The organism is Conexibacter sp. CPCC 205762 (genome assembly GCF_030646155.1).
In the GTDB taxonomy this organism is placed as follows: domain Bacteria; phylum Actinomycetota; class Thermoleophilia; order Solirubrobacterales; family Solirubrobacteraceae; genus Conexibacter.
The window spans coordinates 21,856-39,239 of record NZ_JAUTDN010000039.1; the positions used below are offsets into that span (position 1 = coordinate 21,856).

Here is a 17,384-nt window from a genome sequence, read left to right on the forward strand (position 1 = left end):
GACCGGTCGATCTGGACTCAGTCTGGAGTTGGGCTCGGTCGGGTAGCGGAAAGCGGCATGGACGTCGACGTCGCCGAGCAACGCCTTCGCAGCGCCGGCCTGCGCGTGACGGCATCGCGCGCCGCCGTGCTCGGCGTGCTGGCCGCCTCCGCGGACCACCCGCGCGTCGACCAGCTGATCGAGCGTGTCCGTGCGCGCGGGGTGAGCATGTCGAAGCAGGCCGCCTACGACGTCTGCGAAGCACTGCGCACGGCGGGCCTCGCGCAGCGGATCGCGCTGCCCGGCGCACCCGCCCGCTGGGAGGCGCGCACCGGCGACAACCATCACCACCTCGTCTGCCGCGTCTGCGGCGAGACCCACGACGTCGACTGCGCGACCGGCCGCGCGCCCTGTCTCGACCCGGCGACCGCCCCGCCCGGCTTCCGCCTCGACGAGGTCGAGGTGACGTACTGGGGCGTCTGCTCCGGCTGCCGCGCGACCGACCATCCCCCACGAGAGGACACGACCGATGAGCGATGACCGCAGAGTGCTGACCACCCGCCAGGGGCATCCGGTCGCCGACAACCAGAACCTGCGCTCGATCGGCGCGCGCGGGCCGGCAACGCTGGAGAACTACCAGTTCCTGGAGAAGATGGCCCACTTCGACCGCGAGCGGGTGCCGGAGCGCGTCGTCCACGCGCGCGGCGCGACCGCATTCGGCGTCTTCGAGGCCTACGGCACGGTCGGCGACGAGCCGATCGCCGCGCACACCCGCGCGAAGCTGTTCCAGCAGCAGGGCAAGCGGACCGAGGTCGCGGTGCGCTTCTCGACCGTCGCCGGCGGCCGCGATTCGTCGGAGGCGGTGCGCGATCCGCGCGGGTTCGCCGTCAAGTTCTACACGGAGGACGGCAACTGGGACCTCGTCGGCAACGACCTCGCCGTCTTCTTCATCCGCGACGCGATCAAGTTCCCCGACTTCATCCACTCGCAGAAGCCCGATCCCGTCACCTTCGAGCGGCAGGTCGCCAACCGCGTCTTCGACTTCTGGTCGCAGTCGCCCGAGGCGCTGCACATGGTCACGCTCGTGTTCGGACCGCGCGGGATCCCGGCCTCCTACCGTCACATGCAGGGCTTCGGCGTAAACACCTACAAGTGGGTGAACGCGGCCGGCGAGACGAAGCTCGTCAAGTACCACTGGCTGCCGAGACAGCCGGTCCAGTCGTGGACCGAGGATGACGCCGCCGTGGCGCAGGCGAGAGAGCTGGGCGTCCACACGAGAGACCTCTACGACGCGATCGCGCGCGGCGACCATCCGCAGTGGGAGCTGAACGTGCAGCTGATGGAGGACCGCGACCATCCCGAGCTCGACTGGGACCCGCTCGACGACACGAAGACCTGGCCGGAGCAGGACTTCCCGCTGCTCCCGGTCGGCCTGATGACGCTCGACCGCGCGCCCGAGAACTTCTTCGTCGAGAGCGAGCAGATCGCCTTCGGCACGGGCGTCCTCGTCGACGGGCTCGACTTCTCCGACGACAAGATGCTGGTCGGCCGCACCTTCTCCTACTCGGACACGCAGCGCCACCGCGTCGGCCCCAACTACCTGCAGCTGCCGGTCAACCAGCCCAGACACGCGGCGCACGGCGTCAACACCAACCAGCGCGACGCGCCGATGGCGTACGGCGTCGACGGCTACGGCGCCGATCCGTCGATCAACTACGAGCCGTCGCTGCGAGCGGGTCTGCGCGAGGCCGACGAGCCGGCGCAGCAGACGCAGGGGCCGGTGATCGAAGGGCAGCTGACGCGGGCGCGGATCGAGCGCACGAACGACTACCAGCAGCCGGGCGAGCGCTACCTGCTCTCCGAGCAGTGGGAGAAGGACGACCTCGTCGCCAACCTCGTCGCGAAGCTCGAGGAGTGCGACCGCGCGATCCAGGAGCGGATGGTGTGGCACTTCCTGCTGTGCGAGGACGAGCTCGGTGCGCGCGTCGGCGACGCGCTCGGCATCTCGGCCGACGACGTCAGGCACCTCCGTCCCGTCCCGACCCAGGGCTGGGGCCCGGTCGAGCAGGCACGGCTCGACAACCTCGGCAGAAACGGCCCGCGCGACGTCAGCCGCCTGGTGATGACCCATTGCGTGCCGAACGAGCGCATCGCGCTCGCCGACGCCGAGCAGCCGGCAGAGGTCTAGCAGCGACGCCCCGCGAGCTCCCACGCGCGTCGCGCAGCTCAGCGCGACGCCGTGGAACTCGCCCTGCGCAGCGCTGTGCCAGGATTGAGGGGTGCTTTCCGATCGCGCGAGAATCCACGTCCAGGCCGGCCGCGGCGGGGACGGCTGCATGTCCTTCCGGCGCGAGGCCGGGGTGCCGATGGGCGGCCCCGACGGCGGCGACGGCGGCCGCGGCGGAGACGTGATCCTGCTCTGCGACGACTCATTGCGCGACCTCCAGTTCTTCCGCCGCACCGCCCACTTCAAGGCCCGCAAGGGCGGTCACGGCCAGGGCAGACTGCGCCACGGCGCCGACGGCGACGACCTCGTCGTGAGAGTCCCGCCCGGCACCGTCGTCGAGCTGGAGGACGGCACCCGCCACGACCTCGTCGTCCCCGGCCAGCGGGCGATCGTCGCCAAGGGCGGCTCCGGCGCGCGCGGCAACAAGCACTTCGCGACGCCGACGCGGCAGGCGCCGCGGTTCGCCGAGAAGGCCCCCGCCGGCACCGAGGGCTGGGTCGAGCTGCACCTCAAGCTGCTCGCCGACGTCGGCCTCGTCGGCCTCCCGAACGCCGGCAAGTCGTCGCTGCTGAGCACGATCACGGCCGCGCGGCCGAAGATCGCCGGCTACCCGTTCACGACGCTCTCGCCGGTGCTCGGCACGATCCAGGCCGACGACCGCCAGCTCGTGATCGCCGACATCCCGGGGCTGATCGAGGGCGCCAGCGACGGCGCCGGCCTCGGCCACGACTTCCTCGCGCACGTCGAGCGCACGCGCCTGCTCGTGCACGTGCTCGACCTCGCGCCGCTGGACGGCTCCGATCCGTTCGAGAACCACGCGACGATCGAGCAGGAGCTGAAGGCGCACGACGCGCGGCTGGCGGCGCTGCCGCGGATCCTCGCGCTGTCGAAGTCCGACCTCGTCACGCCCGACGACGCCGAGGCGGCCGAGGAGCTGTGGCGCGAGCAGCTCGGGCCCGACGTGCCGATCATCCGCACCTCCAGCGCCACCCGCGACGGGCTCGAGGAGCTGCGCAAGGCGCTGCTGGCGCACGTGCCGATCACGCCGCCGGCCGAGGTCGCCGTCGTCGACGACCTCGCCGAGCACCGCGTCTTCAGACCGGCGAGACCGCGCGGCTTCACGGTCGAGGAGCTGGAGGAGGGCGTCTTCAAGGTGATCGGCGAGGGCGTCGACCGGCTCGTCGCCAGATACGACGTCGAGAACGAGGACGCGATGGCCTACCTGGAGATGCGGCTGCGCTCGATCGGCGTGATCAGAGCGCTGGAGGAGGCCGGCTTCATCGCCGGCGACGACGTCCACATCGGCGGGATCATCTTCGAGCTGGACCCGTCGTGAGCTGGACGCTGATCGGCGCGCCGCTCGACTCGGCGGCCGCGGGCGAGGGGGAGGAGCTGGCGCCGGCCGCCCTGCGCGCGGCCGGGATCGCCGCCGCCGTCGGCGCGACGAGCGACCGCGGCGACGTGACCCCGCTGCTGCGCCCGCCCGTCCGCGACCCCAGAACCGGCGTGATCGCCTACGCGGCGGTTCTCAAGGCCAACGAGGCCGTCCGTCACGCGGTCGCGGCCGTGCTGCGCGAGGGGCGCCGCCCGCTCGTGCTCGGCGGCGACTGCAGCTTCCTGCCCGGCGCGCTCGCCGGCGCCCGCGTCGCCGGCCTCGAACCGGGGCTGTGGATGGTCGACGGCCATCCCGACGCGATGGACGGCGACAGCTCGCCGACCGGCGAGGCGGCCGACATGGACTTCGCGATCTGCTGCGGCCGCGGCCCGGCGGCGCTGGTCGAGCTGGCCGCGCCGCTGCCGGCGCCGCTGCTGCCGCCGGCGCGCGCGGTCGTGCTCGGCCTGCGGCCGCGGGGGATGGACCCCGGCAACGACGAGGACCTCGCCTTGATGGACGAGACGGTCTGGTGGCGCGACGCGCCGGCGATCGTCGCCGCCGGCCCGCGCGCCGTCGGCGCCGAGGCGGCGGCGCGGCTGGAGGCGCCGCCCGCGCACGCCGACCAGCGCGCCGACGACGGCGTCCGCGCGGCCGCCTGGCTGCACCTCGACCTCGACGTGCTCGACGAGCGCGAGCTGCCGGCCGTCAGCTACCCGCAGCCGCAGGGGCTCAGCTGGGGCGAGCTGGAGCAGCTGCTGGAGCCGCTGACGGCCTCGCCGGCGCTGATCGGCCTGTCGGCCAGCGACCTGCGCGCCGACCTCGACCCGGACGGCGCCCACGCCCGCCGCGTCGTGGAGCTGCTCGGGCGGCTGCTGGCCGAATAAGCTCCCGGGTCGCTCATGGGCACCGTCGTCATCAAGCTCGGCTCCAGCATCGTCTGCGACGACGCGGGCCATCCGCGCCGCGAGGTGCTGGAGGAGGTCTGCGAGCAGGCCGCGACGCTGCACGGCGCCGGCGCCGACGTCGTGATCGTCACCAGCGGCGCGATCGCCCGCGGGATGGGCGTGATGGGCCTCGGGATGCGCCCGCGCGCGATCGACGAGCTGCAGGCCGCCAGCGCCGTCGGCCAGGGCCAGCTCTACCGCGTCTACGACGAGCTGCTGACGGGCAAGGGCGTGCCGACCGCGCAGGTGCTGCTGACCTTCTTCGACATCAGCGCCCGCACCCACTACCTCAACGCCCGTCAGACGCTGCAGCGGCTGCTCGACTGGCGCGTCGTGCCGGTCATCAACGAGAACGACACGACGACGACCGACGAGATCTCCTTCGGCGACAACGACTTCCTCGCCGCCCAGGTCGCGATCCTGCTCGGCGCCGAGCTGCTCGTGCTGCTGACCTCGACCGACGGCCTCTTCACCGCCGATCCGCGGCTCGACCCGAGCGCGAGAATCGTGCCGCTGGTCGAGGACTTCGAGCAGCTGCGCACGCTCGACATCCGCCAGACGACCTCGACGCTCGGCTCCGGCGGGATGCGCTCGAAGGTCGTCGCGGCCGAGATGGCGACCGCCGCCGGCATCCCCGCCGTCGTCGCCAACGGCCGCACGCCCGGCGTGATCGCCGCCGCCGCGGCCGGCGAGGCGATCGGCACGCGCTTCCCGGCGCGCGAGGCGTCGTACTCCAGCTTCAAGCTGTGGCTCAAGTACGCGAAGCCGTCGCACGGCGAGCTGGAGGTCGACGCCGGCGCGGCGCGGGCGCTGCGCGAGGGCGGCACGTCGCTGCTGCCGGTCGGGATCGTCGGCGTCAGCGGCAGGTTCGACGTCGGCGACGCGGTGCTCGTGCTGCACGACGGCGAGCAGGTCGGCAAGGGGATCGTCAACCTCGCCGCCAGAGAGCTGAGACGGGTCGCGGGGATGAAGTCGGCGCAGGCGCGCGAGCTGCTGCCGCGCGCCTCCGAAGAGGCGATCCACCGCGACTACTTCGTGTTGGACTAGGCGGCCGGACGCGGAGCGGTGGCGTGCCGCGTCAGTCGCCCGTGGCGACCGGCGTCGGCGTCAGCGGCCGGTGGACGGTCGCCGTCGGCGAGTTGTGCGGGTCGCGGATCTTCCATCGCGACGGGCCCAGCGGCCCGGTCGTGCCGCCGATGTCGCCGATCTTGCCCCAGGCGCCGCCGAAGCCGTACCAGGGCCGCGTGCGGACGTCGACGACCTGCTCCCAGGTGCGCCACTGCGGGCAGTCGGTGCAGGCGCTCGCGCGGTCGAAGATCGGCAGCTTGACCGGCGTGCCGCCGACCTTCGGCAGCGACTCGTAGGCGCCGGCCGCCCAGTAGGTCGCGTGGCTGCCGAGCGCGCTGTAGACGAACGGGTGCGTGCCGCCGTCGCCGTCGACCTTGCGGACCGACGCCCACGGCACGTCGCGCGACTCGTCGTGGGTGTGGAAGCGGACCGACAGCGGCGTCCAGCGGTCGCCGCCGTCGTCTCTCAGCTGCACGCTGATCCGCTCCCAGTCGCCCTCGTGCTCGAGATGGCTCGTGACCGAGCCGGGCCCCGGCGGCTGGCTGAGGCCGTAGAAGAACCAGTAGGTGATGCGCAGGCCGCCCGTGTCGGGGTCGCGCCCCTGCTCGACGTAGACCGGCGCGCCCTTCAGCGTCTCCTGCGGCCCGACCCGCTCGACCTTCGCCGGCGGCGTGCGCCAGGCGTTGTCGACGTCGATCGCGAAGCCCTCGCGCGGGCCGAGGCCGGGCGGGCGGTCCTTCGTGTCGAACGGGCGCGTGTGGTCGGCGGCGGTGATCGCAGGCGCACGCGGATCCTCGCCGCAGCCTCTCGCCGCCGGGTGGTGGGCGTAGGGGGCGGCGCCGGCCAGCCGCGCCGGGTCGATCGGCCGCACCGTCACGGCGTCGCAGCCGTCCTGCTTCCACACCAGCGTCGCGTGTCTGAGCAGCTCGTCGGCCGAGGTCGGCAGCGAGCGCTCCTTGCGGTGGAGGCTGACGAGCGGCGCGAAGGTCGCGACCGGATCGACCGCCTGGACGGCGGCACCGGCGCCGCCGCCGGGCGCCTCGGTCGCGCTGCGCAGGTCGGCCAGCAGCGCCCGCGCCTGCTCGCGGCCGTCGTCGTCGCCGCCGAGCCCGGTCGGCGCGCGCAGCACGAGCGCCAGCACGCGGCTGCGGCGTATCTCGGCGATGCGGTCGACGGGCGCGTCGGCGAACGGGTCGTCGGCGGCGCCGCGGCCGGGCAGCGGCGCGACGTAGACGCTGTCGGCCGTCTGGCCGACGTAGAAGCCGGCGATGCTCGACGGTCTGCCGTCGAGCAGCAGCGCGACCGGCTCCAGCCGCGGGTCGGCGTGGGTGCGCACGACCGCGAGCGTCGCGCCGCCGACGGCGAAGGCGGTCAGCAGCGCGGCGGCGAGCGCGCGCTTCTGGCCCGAGACGATCGCGAGCGTCAGCAGCAGGCCGGAGACGATCAGCACCGCCGCCGTCGCGAGCCAGCCGAGCGGCGCGTCGAGCGGCGGCGGCAGCAGTGCGACGACCGTCACGAGCGCGGCCAGCACGACGAGCCCGAAGGCGAACCAGAACCACGTTCTTGCGTCGCGGTAGAGCAGCAGCACGAGCAGCGCGGCGGCGGCCGTCGCGATCGCGACCGGCAGCACCAGCACGTGCAGGCCGACGATCAGCAGCAGCTGCTTCGGCAGCAGCGCGATCGCCTGGTCGGCCGGCAGCCGCAGCGCGTCGAAGCGGATCCACAGGACGGCGCCGCCGGAGAGCGTCGCGAGCGCGGCGAAGCCGGCCAGCGCGCCCAGCAGCTGCAGTGCGGTCGTCACGCGTCTGTCCACTGCTGCGAAAGTAGTCGATCGATCGGCCGGAGCGCGGCAGTTCGATCGCTCGCCGGGCGGCGTGTGAAGACCCCTGACATGGCGCGTGGGCGCTTCACCGCTCCGTCACAGAATTGGCCCGACCGCCTCATACCTTGCTGGGATGGACCAGGCTTACCGCAACACCGCGCGCGCGTTCGCGTGCGCAGCCGTCACCGTCGCCGGTGCGATCTCGCTGCTGCCGGGGAGCGCGGCGGCGAAGACACCCGCCGAGCGACAGACCTACGTCGAATCGGGCACGTACAGCGCCGAGCTGAAGGCGGCGATCGATCCCGCCAAGCAGTGGATCACGCGCCGCGCCGCCGCGAACGCGAAGCAGACGCAGGCGTGCGAGGCGGCCGGCTACCCGGTCGGCAGCGCCGATCCGGGCCCCGACCCGCAGGCCGACTACAGCGTCGTCGTCCCGGAGCCCGCGCCGGAGGCCGTCGCCGCCGTCCGGCTGACGCCGGCGAGAGCGCGCACCGCCGTCAAGCGGGCGCAGCGCTCCGTCTCCGCTGACCGCGCCCGCGTGCGCTCGCTGTCGCGCAGACTCGCTCGCGCTCAGCGCGACACGGCCGCGCTGCGCAGATCGCTGGCGAAGGCGCGCAGAGCGCTGAAGCAGTCCCAGCAGGCGCTCGCCGCCGCCAGAAAGGCGCTCGACAAGGCGCTCAGAACGCCGGCGCCCGGCGGCAACACGAATCCGGTCCCGACGACGCCCGCGCCGGCGACGCCGAAGCCCGACCTCGGCAACGACGTCCCGCCGATCGAGCAGCCGCCGGCGCCCGACCCGGACGTGACGAAGAAGTCGTGCGCGGCCGTCGAGAAGCTCGCGATCGGCTTCGACGCCGACGAGACGGCCTTCTCGAACTACCACGCGTTCGCGCCCACCGCGAACTACCAGGACCTCTTCTCGATCCGCAACCAGGCGCTCGGGACCGGCATCGCGCTCGGCCCGGTGCTGGAGCTGTACAGACTGGCGCGCAGATACGAGGTGTCGGTCTTCATCATCACCGCGCGCTTCGACCCGATCCTCGCCGACCCGAGCAACAGAGCGCTGTACGAGAGCGGCTCGCTCTGCAGAGCGCCGTACGACGCGATCGGCCTCTGCGGGATCGACCTGACCAGATACGACTACCGCGGCATCACGCAGAGAAACCTCGCCGAGGCCGGCTACACCGAGGTCGAGGGGCTCTACATGCGGCCCGAGAACGGCACCGACAAGGGCGTCGTGAAGGCGTCGCAGCGGGCCGAGCTGGAGCGCCGCCGCGGCTACGAGGTGATCGCGATGGTCGGCGACAACGGCAGCGACATCGCCGGCGGCTGGTACGAGAAGGGCTTCCGCATCCCGACGCTGGACTGACCCACCCAGGGCGGCCGGCTGGCATCCGGCCGCCCTATGCGGCACAATCGATGACGTGACGCACCCGCGCATGCACGCCGACCGACTTACGGACGCCCACCGCGTCCTCGTCGGCGTACGCGTATCCGGCTGAGCCTCGCGCTCGCCGCCCACGCGCCGCCGCCTCGCCGCGGCGGCCGCAGCCCCGTCTCGTCCGCGCCCGCGCGCGGATCCTCGTCTCGTCACCGAACCGCCCAGGAGCCCCAGATGCCGCGTCTCACGCTCGTCGTACTCACCACCGCCCGCACCATCGCCGGTCATGAAGGGAGCGCACGATGCGCGGCGCCGACGCCCTGACGAAGGCGCTCGAGCGCGAGGGCGTCGACACCGTCTTCGGGATCCCGGGCGGCGCCAACCTGCCGATCTACGACGCGCTCGTCGACGCCCGCATCCGCCACGTGCTGATGCGCCACGAGGCCGGCGCCGGCCACGCCGCGCAGGGCTACGCGCGCGCGACCGGCCGCGTCGGCGTCGCCTTCGCGACCTCCGGCCCCGGCGCGACCAACCTGCTGACGCCGATCTGCGACGCCTACATGGACTCGACGCCGACCGTCTTCGTGACCGGCCAGGTGCGGACCGACCTGCTCGGCACGAACGCCTTCCAGGAGGCCGACGTGATCGGCATGACGGCGCCGATGGTCAAGCACGCGATCGCCGTCCAGTCGGCCGACGAGCTGCAGCAGGCGATCCACGACGCCTTCCACATCGCCCGCACCGGCCGCCCCGGCCCGGTGCTCGTCGACGTGCCCTCCGACCTCGCGCGCGGCCCGGCGCGCGACATCGAGCCGCACGCGCCGCAGACGCCGGGCTACCAGCCGCGCACGAAGCCCAACGGCAAGCAGGTGCGGCTGGCGGCGCAGGCGATCGCGGCCGCGCAGCGGCCGGTGCTCTACGCCGGCGGCGGCGTCGTCCACGCCGAGGCGGCGGGCGAGCTGGCGGCGCTTGCGCGGCTGGCGCGGCTGCCGGTCACGACGACGCTGATGGGCCTCGGCGCCTTCCCGGCCTCCGACCGCCGCTGGCTCGGCATGCTCGGGATGCACGGCACGAAGACGGCCAACTGGGCGGTCGACGAGTGCGACCTGCTGATCGCCGTCGGCGCCCGCTTCGACGATCGCGTCACCGGCGCGCTGGACCAGTTCGCCCCGCACGCGAAGGTGATCCACCTCGACGTCGACCCGAGCGAGATCGGCAAGCTGCGCGCGGCGCACGTGCCGATCGCGGCCGACGCGCGGCTGGGCCTGGCGGCGATCGCCGAGGCGTACTCGGCGCTGCCGGAGCAGCCCGCGACGGCCCGGCTGGACGCCTGGTGGCAGCGGATCGACGCGTGGCGCGCGGCGGAGCCGTTCGACGTGCCGGCGCCCGGGTGGTCTGAGGGCAGCGGGCCGGGCGACGGGATCGACCCGCACGGCCTGCTCGACGCCGTCCAGGCCGCCAGCGAGGGCCGCGCGATCGTCGCGACCGACGTCGGTCAGCACCAGATGTGGGCCGCCAACCGGCTGCGCTTCGAGCAGCCGCGCCAGTGGCTGACGAGCGGCGGCCACGGCACGATGGGCTACGGCCTGCCGGCCGCGCTCGGCGCCGCCGCCGCGCGGCCGGGGGAGACGGTCGTCTGCGTCTCCGGCGAGGGCTCGCTGCTGATGAACGTGCAGGAGCTGGCGACGGCGGTCGAGGAGCGGCTGCCGGTGAAGATCGTGCTGATGCACAACGGCACGCTCGGAATGGTCCGTCAGCAGCAGGACATGTTCTGGGGCGGCCGGCGCCAGTCGGTCGACCTCGGCACGTCGCCCGACTGGCCGCTGCTGGCGCAGGCGTTCGGCCTCGACGGCCGCCGCGTGACCGAGCAGGAGGAGGTCGCAGACGCGGTCGCCGAGACGCTCGCCGCCGACGGCCCGTCGCTGCTGGAGGTGCGGATCGCGCCCGAGGCCGACTGCCTGCCGATGTTCAAGCCGGGCGGCCCCGCGCGCGAGATGATCGGCTGATTCCGGGACGGGCGTGCTGGCGCGGGTCGAGTACCCTGTTGCGATGGCCATCAGCACGCCCGTCACCTCCGTCGCCGACGTCTGCATCGCAGCGAAGGCCGCCGCGGCGCCGCTCGCGGCGCTCGGCTCGGACGTCAAGGACCGCGCCCTGCGCGCCATCGCCGACGCGCTGATCGCCCGCACGTCAGAGATCCTCGCCGCCAACGCGCTCGACCTCGAGGCCGGCCGCGCCAACGACATCGGCGCCGCGCTGCTGGACCGGCTCGCGCTGACGCCCGAGCGGATCGAGGGGATCGCCGCCGGCACGCGCGCGATCGCGGCGCTGCCCGATCCCGTCGGCGAGACGATCGACGGCCACCGCCTGCCCAACGGCGTCGACGTGCGCCGCGTGCGCGTCCCCTTCGGCGTCGTCGCGGTCGTCTACGAGGCGCGCCCGAACGTGACGATCGACGCCGCCGGGCTGGCGCTCAAGTCCGGCAACGCGATCGTGCTGCGCGGCTCCTCCAGCGCGATCCACTCAAACCGCGTGCTGGTCGAGATCGCGGCGCAGGCGGCCGAGGAGGTCGGCGTCCCGCAGGGCGCGATCTCGCTCGTCGCCGGCGGCGGCCGCGAGGAGCTGGCCGAGCTGGCGACGCAGGACGGCGTCGTCGACCTGATCTTCCCGCGCGGCGGCGAGGGGCTGAAGAACGCGCTGAAGGCGGTTGCGACCGTCCCCGTGATCTACGCCGCCTCCGGCAACTGCCATCTGTTCGTCGACGCCAGCGGCGACCTCGACGACGCCGAGGCGATCCTGCTCAACGGCAAGACGCAGCGCCCCGGCGTCTGCAACGCGCTGGAGACGCTGCTCGTGCATGCCGACGCGGCGGCCGCCTTCCTGCCGCGCGCGACGAAGGCGCTGGCCGCGGCCGGCGTCGAGCTGCGCGGCGACGAGCGCACGCGCGCGCTCGCCGGCCCCGGCGTCGAGATCGCGCCGGCCGGCGAGGAGGACTGGGAGACCGAGTACCTCGCGCTGACGATCGCGATCAAGGTCGTCGACAGCGCCGCGGAGGCGATCGCCCACATCGGCCGCTACGGCTCGGGCCACTCGGAGGCGATCGTGACGCAGTCGAGCGACTCCGCGCGCGCCTTCCAGCTCGGCGTCGACGCCGCCTGCGTCTACGTCAACGTCTCGACCCGCTTCACCGACGGGGGCGAGTTCGGGATGGGCGCCGAGATCGGCAACTCGACGCAGAAGCTGCACGCGCGCGGCCCGATCGGCGTGCGCGAGCTGACGACCTTCAAGTACCTGATCGAGGGCACCGGTCAGGTGCGCGTCTGAGCGCCGTCGCGCCGCTGTCGCAGATGCGCGTCGGCATCCTGGGCGGGACCTTCAACCCGCCGCATCTCGCTCACCTCGTCTGCGCGCAGGAGGCGCACGCGCAGCTCGGGCTGGACCGCGTCGTGCTGATGCCGGCGGGCGTCCCGCCGCACAAGGCGCTGGCCGACGGCGACCCGTCGGCGGAGGAGCGCTTCGCGCTCTGCCAGGCGGCGATCGCGGGCGACGAGCGCTTCGCCGTCTCGCGCGCGGAGCTGGACCGGCCGGGACGGTCCTGGACGGTCGATACCCTGCGTCTGTTGCGTGACGACAATCCGCAGGAGGAGCTGACGTTCATCGTCGGCGGCGACATGGCCGCGAGCCTGCCGAGCTGGCGCGAGCCGGAGGCGGTGCTGGAGCTGGCGACGCTCGCGGTCGCCGAACGCGTCGGCGCCAAGCGGGCGCAGATCGAGCGCGAGCTGGCGCCGCTGGCGGGCGCGGAGCGGATCAGGTTCTTCGACATGCCGCGCATCGACGTCTCCTCGTCGCTGGTGCGCGAGCGGGTCGCCGACGGGCGGCCGATCAGATATCTCGTGCCGGACGCCGTGCAGACGGCGATCGAGCGCGACGGGCTCTACCGTGGCACGCGGGGGGAGGTGACGAACATATGACACAACAGGAACTGACCGGAGCCGATCTGGCCGAGGCGATCGCAGAGGTCGCCGACGACAGAAAGGCGATCGACATCGTCGAGCTGGATCTGCGCGGGGTGCTCGGCTACGCCGACTACTTCGTGATCGCGACGGGTAACACCGACCGCCAGGTGAAGGCGCTGCACGACGCCGTCCACGAACGGATGAAGAAGGAACACGGCCTGCTGCCGCGCCGCGTCGAGGGACTGCCGCAAGCCCAGTGGGTCTTGATGGATTATCTCGACGTGGTGGTGCACTTCTTCACGCCTGACACGCGCGCGTTCTACCGGCTCGAGCAGCTGTGGGGCGAGGCCCCCGCCCGCGCGATCGGGTCCGGCGTGGCCGAGGCGTGAGCCGCCGCCGGTACTGACGAAGACGAGGAAGAGACGGGAGGCAGCATGGGGCGCAATCTGGCGAGCCTGTTGATCGACACGGCCGAGCGCCACGGTGACAGGATCGCCGTGAAGCTCGACGACGTCGAGCTCAACTACGCCGTCATCGCCGAAGGCTCCGCGCGCGTCGCGGGGATGCTGAAGGCGAAGGGCTTCCAGCCCGGCGACCGGGTCGGGCTGATGCTGCCGAACGTCCCGTTCTTCCCGCCGATCTACTACGCGATCCTGCGCGCCGGCGGGATCGTCGTGCCGATGAACGTGCTGCTGAAGGAGCGCGAGGTGAAGTACTACCTCGAGGACTCCGGCGCGAAGCTGCTGTTCGCCTGGGAGCTGTTCGCGGCCGACGCCGAGCCGGGCGCGGCCGCCGCCGGCGCCGAGTACATCCGCGTCGGCGCCGACTTCGCGCAGACGGCGTTCGGGCACGAGCCCGAGCACGCCGTCGCCGAGGTCGCCGACGACGACACGGCGGTGCTGCTGTACACATCCGGCACGACCGGCTCGCCGAAGGGCGCCGAGCTGTCGCACGGGAACCTGCTGGCGAACGTCGAGACGACGCTGCAGACGCTGATCCAGGTCAGCGAGGAGGACGTGATCCTCGGCGCGCTGCCGCTGTTCCACTCCTTCGGCCAGACCTGCGCGCTGAACGTCGCGACCGCCGCCGGCTGCGTGCTGACGCTGCTGCCGCGGTTCGACCCCGTCAAGGCGCTGGAGATCATCGAGCGCGACAGGGTGACCGTCTTCGAGGGCGTGCCGACGATGTACAACGCGCTGATCTCGGTGCCCGACGAGGTGCGCGCCAGATACGACACCTCGTCGCTGCGGCTCTGCGTCTCCGGCGGCTCGGCGCTGCCGGGCGAGGTGCTGAAGGCGTTCGACCAGGTCTTCGGCGCGAAGGTGCTGGAGGGCTACGGCCTGTCGGAGACCTCGCCGGTCGCCTCCTTCAACCATCCCGACAGAGCGCGCAAGGTCGGCTCGATCGGCACGCCGATCCGCGGCGTCGAGATGAGAGTCGTCGACGACCAGGGCAACGGCCTGCCGACCGGCGAGATGGGCGAGATCGCGATCCGCGGCCACAACGTGATGAAGGGCTACTGGCGCAAGCCGGAGGCGACCGCGGCCGCGATCAGAGACGGCTGGTTCCACACCGGCGACCTCGCCAAGGTCGACGAGGAGGGCTACTACTTCATCCTCGACCGCAAGAAGGACATGATCATCCGCGGCGGCTACAACGTCTACCCGCGCGAGATCGAGGAGGTCCTCTACGAGCACCCCGCGGTCGCCGAGGCGGCGGTCGTCGGCGTGCCGGACAGCGAGTGGGGCGAGGAGGTCGGCGCCGCCGTCGCGCTCAAGCAGGGCGCGCAGGCCGACGCCGACGAGCTGCGCGCGTACGTCAAGGAGCGCGTCGCCGCCTACAAGTACCCGCGCCGCGTCTGGCTCGTGCCGGAGCTGCCGAAGGGCCCGACCGGCAAGATCCTCAAGCGCGAGATCGAGGCGCCGGCGGAGCAATGAGCCGCGCCCGCACGTTGCTCTGCTACAGCGTGTAGGAGGACGGTCACCGCTGCTTCACAGCGGTGACCGTTCCGTGACACGCGCGTAACGCGCGCGTCACGGAATTGGCACGGCGGCGCGCTGTGATGCGCAGCGCCGTTCCAATCAATCAGGAGTTCCCCTCGATGTCCTCATCCTCGCGGCGGCGCCCCCGCGCCGCCCGCTTCGGCGTTCCGGCGCTGCTGGCCGCCGCCACCTTCGCGGGCGTGCTCGCGCCGGCGGCGTCCGCCGACCCGATCGACGACCAGATCGCCAACATCCGTGGCGCGATCACCGTGCTGAGACCGTGGGCGCAGCAGCCCGCGTGCAACCTGCCGCACCGCACCGCGCTGTGGGAGAGAGCGGTTCCGGCCGACCAGGGCAGCGACAAGCCGTTCATCTCGGCCCACCGCGGCTCGACCGCGTTCGCGCCCGAGAACACCCTCGCCGCGTACGAGGCCGGCCTCGCCTACGGCGTCGACGTGATCGAGGTCGACGTGCGCGTGACCAAGGACGGCAGATTCATCGCCTGGCACGACTCGACCGTCGACCGTGTCTCCGACGGCACCGGCGACGTCGCCGACATGACGCTCGCCGAGATCCAGCAGCTCGACGTCTCCGACTACGAGCCGTGGGCCGGCGGGCCCTTCAGAGGCTCGAGAGTCGCCACCTTCGAGCAGGTGCTCGCGCTCGCCAGAAAGGCCGGCGCCGGCGTCGAGGTGGACATCAAGACCGGCGACCACGGCCAGATCGCCCAGCTCGTCGACGAGTACGGGCTGACCGAGAAGTCGATCTTCAACAGCTCCGCGCTGGAGATGTTCCAGGCCGCGCCCGGCGCCAGAATGATCTACAACCGGGATCTCTGGGAGCCGCCGTACCTGATGAACGAGATCACCGCGATCGCGCGCGTCTTCGGTTCCAAGCTGGAGGAGTACACGGCCGAGTCGGTCATCGCGATCCACGACGGCTGCGGCATCGTGATGCCGCACGCCTACGACCAGGGCCCGGAGCTGGAGGGCGAGCAGTACCTCGCCGCGCGCGCGATCGGCGCTGACGGCGTGCAGACCAACCAGCCCGACGTCGTCGTCGCTGCGACCGGCAACAAGGTCGCCACCGCGCTGAAGGTCAAGCGCGCAGGCGGCGTGCCGCAGCAGGCCTGCCTCGTCAACCGCGGCAACGGCATGGGCTTCCCCGGCAAGACGCTCGTCGTCAGCGCCGGCGGCGCCCAGCTCGGCACGGTCACGACGGCCGCCAGCGGCTGCGCGACGCTGAACGCGGTCGCGGGCGTGAGCGACTGGAACGGCGCCGAGGTCCGCTTCGACGGCGACGCCGCCGTCTCGGCGACGCGCCTGCGCGTCGTGCGCGACGAGGCGGTCGTCGAGATCGCCGCGCCGGCCTTCGGCGAGCAGGCGCTCGGCACGCTCGGCGAGCCGAAGCCGGTCGTCGTCAGCAACCGCGGCGGCCGCGCGCTGGAGCTGTCGTCGCTGAAGCTCGGCGGTGACTCCGACGCCTTCCTGCTGTCCGGCGACACGTGCACGAACGCGATCGTGCCGGCCGGCGGCTCCTGCACGGTGCGCGTCCGCTTCGCGCCGCAGGCGCTCGGCGCCGCCGCCGGCACGCTGACGTTCGCCGGCAACCTCGGCGACGGCGAGCAGACGGTCGCGCTCGCCGGCAGCGGCGTCGCGCTGCCGGTCGGCGAGCCCGGCCCGGCGGGTCAGCCCGGCCCGGCCGGTCCCGCGGGCGAGGCCGGCCCGGCCGGTCCGGCCGGCGCGCGCGGGCCCAAGGGCAAGCCCGGCGAGATCCCGTCGGTGCTCGTCAGCTGCTGGTATGTGGCGAGAAGAAGAGGCGTCACCTGCCGCATCACGGTCGGCATCGGTGACGCTGCCGATGAGGTCGACGCAACCGCCGCCCGCGCGAGCGCGAAGCAGGCGACGCGCGTGAAGGCGAGCGCTCGCCTGCTCGGCCGCGGCGGCAAGCAGGCCGTCGCGAGCAAGAGCGGCCGCGGCGCCGTGACGCTGAGACTGCGCTCCAAGCAGGCGCTGTCGAGCAAGCAGCGCGTGCGCGTGCGCGTCGCCTCCGGCGATCACACCTCGACGTACACGGTGCTCCCCGGCAGACGGGTGCTCTGAGGCGCGAAGGGCGCCCGCCGCGGGGGAGGCGGCGGGCGCCCGACTCAGCCTCTGACCGGTATCGAGGGCGGCGCGCCGTCCTTGAACAGCGTCGCGATCAGGATCTCGATCTCGACCTTGCCGCGGTTGGCGGCGTGGTGGATCGTGCCGGGGCGCTCGACGATCCACTCGCCGGTGCGCACCTCGCCGCGCTGGCCGGCTCTGATCGTGCGCAGCGCTCTGTCGCCGCGGTGGACGGTGACGCTGCCGCTGACGACCCAGTAGGTCAGCGTCCCTCTCGCGATGTTCGCGATCTGCACGCCGGGATGGCGGTGGAGCGCCAGCTGGGCCCCGGGCTCGACCGTCACGCGGCTGAGGCCGAGCGTGCGGCCGGGCGCGCCGGGCGGGTCGACGTCCTCGGCCAGCACCGTCCGCACGACCGGCTCGGCGGTGGGCTTGACCGACAGCGCCAGCGCACTGGCGGCGGCGCCGAAGGTCGCGGCGAGAACGAGCAGCAGGGCAAGGCGCAGGCGTGCGGACACGGGCAGGGTCTCCTCGGGTTGGAACAG

The 17,384-nt window shown here is 73.0% G+C and carries 14 protein-coding genes; 12 read left to right on the forward strand and 2 right to left on the reverse strand.

The genetic code is table 11. The features are described from left to right. Positions 1-57: 57 nt before the first annotated feature. From Q7L73_RS23020 to proB, 5 genes are all read left to right on the forward strand, one after another. The gene (locus Q7L73_RS23020) at positions 58-519 is read left to right on the forward strand and encodes a Fur family transcriptional regulator (RefSeq protein WP_304692594.1); all 462 of its coding nucleotides are present in this window, start codon (positions 58-60) and stop codon (positions 517-519) included. Further along, the gene (locus Q7L73_RS23025; protein ID WP_304692591.1) at positions 509-2,167 is read left to right on the forward strand and encodes a catalase; all 1,659 of its coding nucleotides are present in this window, start codon (positions 509-511) and stop codon (positions 2,165-2,167) included. The genes Q7L73_RS23020 and Q7L73_RS23025 overlap by 11 nt, the downstream gene beginning before the upstream one ends. 91 nt (positions 2,168-2,258) lie before the next feature. After that, a complete protein-coding gene (obgE, locus tag Q7L73_RS23030; RefSeq protein WP_304692589.1) occupies positions 2,259-3,542 on the forward strand; it encodes a GTPase ObgE in 1,284 nt (427 codons plus the stop codon). Further along, on the forward strand, positions 3,539-4,465 hold the full coding sequence (locus Q7L73_RS23035) for an arginase family protein (RefSeq protein WP_304692587.1): 927 nt from the start codon (positions 3,539-3,541) through the stop codon (positions 4,463-4,465). The genes obgE and Q7L73_RS23035 overlap by 4 nt, the downstream gene beginning before the upstream one ends. A gap of 15 nt (positions 4,466-4,480) precedes the next feature. After that, the gene (gene proB, locus Q7L73_RS23040; protein WP_304692585.1) at positions 4,481-5,572 is read left to right on the forward strand and encodes a glutamate 5-kinase; all 1,092 of its coding nucleotides are present in this window, start codon (positions 4,481-4,483) and stop codon (positions 5,570-5,572) included. Positions 5,573-5,603: 31 nt separating this feature from the next. Here proB and Q7L73_RS23045 read toward each other — a convergent pair whose 3' ends face one another. Then, the gene (locus tag Q7L73_RS23045; protein WP_304692583.1) at positions 5,604-7,406 is read right to left on the reverse strand and encodes a hypothetical protein; all 1,803 of its coding nucleotides are present in this window, start codon (positions 7,404-7,406) and stop codon (positions 5,604-5,606) included. A gap of 142 nt (positions 7,407-7,548) precedes the next feature. Between Q7L73_RS23045 and Q7L73_RS23050 the strand changes: the two genes are divergently transcribed. The 7 genes from Q7L73_RS23050 to Q7L73_RS23080 all read left to right on the forward strand — a co-directional run bounded on the left by Q7L73_RS23050 (position 7,549) and on the right by Q7L73_RS23080 (position 16,836). Then, positions 7,549-8,784, forward strand: a complete 1,236-nt coding sequence (locus Q7L73_RS23050) for an HAD family acid phosphatase (RefSeq protein ID WP_304692581.1) — start codon at positions 7,549-7,551, stop codon at positions 8,782-8,784. Positions 8,785-9,098: 314 nt separating this feature from the next. Beyond that, complete coding sequence (gene ilvB / locus Q7L73_RS23055; RefSeq protein WP_304692579.1) at positions 9,099-10,802, forward strand: biosynthetic-type acetolactate synthase large subunit; 1,704 nt, start codon at positions 9,099-9,101, stop codon at positions 10,800-10,802. Positions 10,803-10,845: 43 nt separating this feature from the next. Beyond that, positions 10,846-12,120: a glutamate-5-semialdehyde dehydrogenase gene (locus Q7L73_RS23060; RefSeq protein ID WP_304692577.1), complete on the forward strand. Its 1,275-nt coding sequence runs from the start codon at positions 10,846-10,848 to the stop codon at positions 12,118-12,120. 23 nt (positions 12,121-12,143) lie between these two features. Continuing rightward, positions 12,144-12,767 (forward strand): nicotinate-nucleotide adenylyltransferase, encoded by a 624-nt coding sequence (gene nadD / locus Q7L73_RS23065; RefSeq protein ID WP_304692575.1) that lies wholly within the window; start codon positions 12,144-12,146, stop codon positions 12,765-12,767. Beyond that, the gene (gene rsfS / locus Q7L73_RS23070) at positions 12,764-13,141 is read left to right on the forward strand and encodes a ribosome silencing factor (RefSeq protein WP_304692573.1); all 378 of its coding nucleotides are present in this window, start codon (positions 12,764-12,766) and stop codon (positions 13,139-13,141) included. The genes nadD and rsfS overlap by 4 nt, the downstream gene beginning before the upstream one ends. A gap of 45 nt (positions 13,142-13,186) precedes the next feature. Next, complete coding sequence (locus Q7L73_RS23075; RefSeq protein ID WP_304692571.1) at positions 13,187-14,689, forward strand: long-chain fatty acid--CoA ligase; 1,503 nt, start codon at positions 13,187-13,189, stop codon at positions 14,687-14,689. A gap of 164 nt (positions 14,690-14,853) precedes the next feature. Beyond that, positions 14,854-16,836, forward strand: coding sequence for a glycerophosphodiester phosphodiesterase family protein (locus Q7L73_RS23080; protein ID WP_304692569.1), 1,983 nt, complete (start codon positions 14,854-14,856; stop codon positions 16,834-16,836). 44 nt (positions 16,837-16,880) lie between these two features. On the opposite strand, the gene Q7L73_RS23085 is transcribed toward Q7L73_RS23080, so the two are convergent. Further along, positions 16,881-17,357 carry a cupin domain-containing protein gene (locus Q7L73_RS23085; RefSeq protein ID WP_304692567.1) on the reverse strand — a complete coding sequence of 159 codons (477 nt, stop codon included), beginning with the start codon at positions 17,355-17,357 and terminating at the stop codon, positions 16,881-16,883. Positions 17,358-17,384: the final 27 nt, after the last annotated feature.

Coding starts and splice junctions, on each gene's coding strand:
- Q7L73_RS23020 (WP_304692594.1), top strand. CDS start 58: ATGGACGTCGACGTCGCCGAGCAACGCCTTCGCAGCGCCGGCCTGCGC.
- Q7L73_RS23025 (WP_304692591.1), top strand. CDS start 509: ATGAGCGATGACCGCAGAGTGCTGACCACCCGCCAGGGGCATCCGGTC.
- proB (WP_304692585.1), top strand. CDS start 4,481: ATGGGCACCGTCGTCATCAAGCTCGGCTCCAGCATCGTCTGCGACGAC.
- Q7L73_RS23050 (WP_304692581.1), top strand. CDS start 7,549: ATGGACCAGGCTTACCGCAACACCGCGCGCGCGTTCGCGTGCGCAGCC.
- ilvB (WP_304692579.1), top strand. CDS start 9,099: ATGCGCGGCGCCGACGCCCTGACGAAGGCGCTCGAGCGCGAGGGCGTC.
- Q7L73_RS23060 (WP_304692577.1), top strand. CDS start 10,846: ATGGCCATCAGCACGCCCGTCACCTCCGTCGCCGACGTCTGCATCGCA.
- nadD (WP_304692575.1), top strand. CDS start 12,144: ATGCGCGTCGGCATCCTGGGCGGGACCTTCAACCCGCCGCATCTCGCT.
- rsfS (WP_304692573.1), top strand. CDS start 12,764: ATGACACAACAGGAACTGACCGGAGCCGATCTGGCCGAGGCGATCGCA.
- Q7L73_RS23075 (WP_304692571.1), top strand. CDS start 13,187: ATGGGGCGCAATCTGGCGAGCCTGTTGATCGACACGGCCGAGCGCCAC.
- Q7L73_RS23080 (WP_304692569.1), top strand. CDS start 14,854: ATGTCCTCATCCTCGCGGCGGCGCCCCCGCGCCGCCCGCTTCGGCGTT.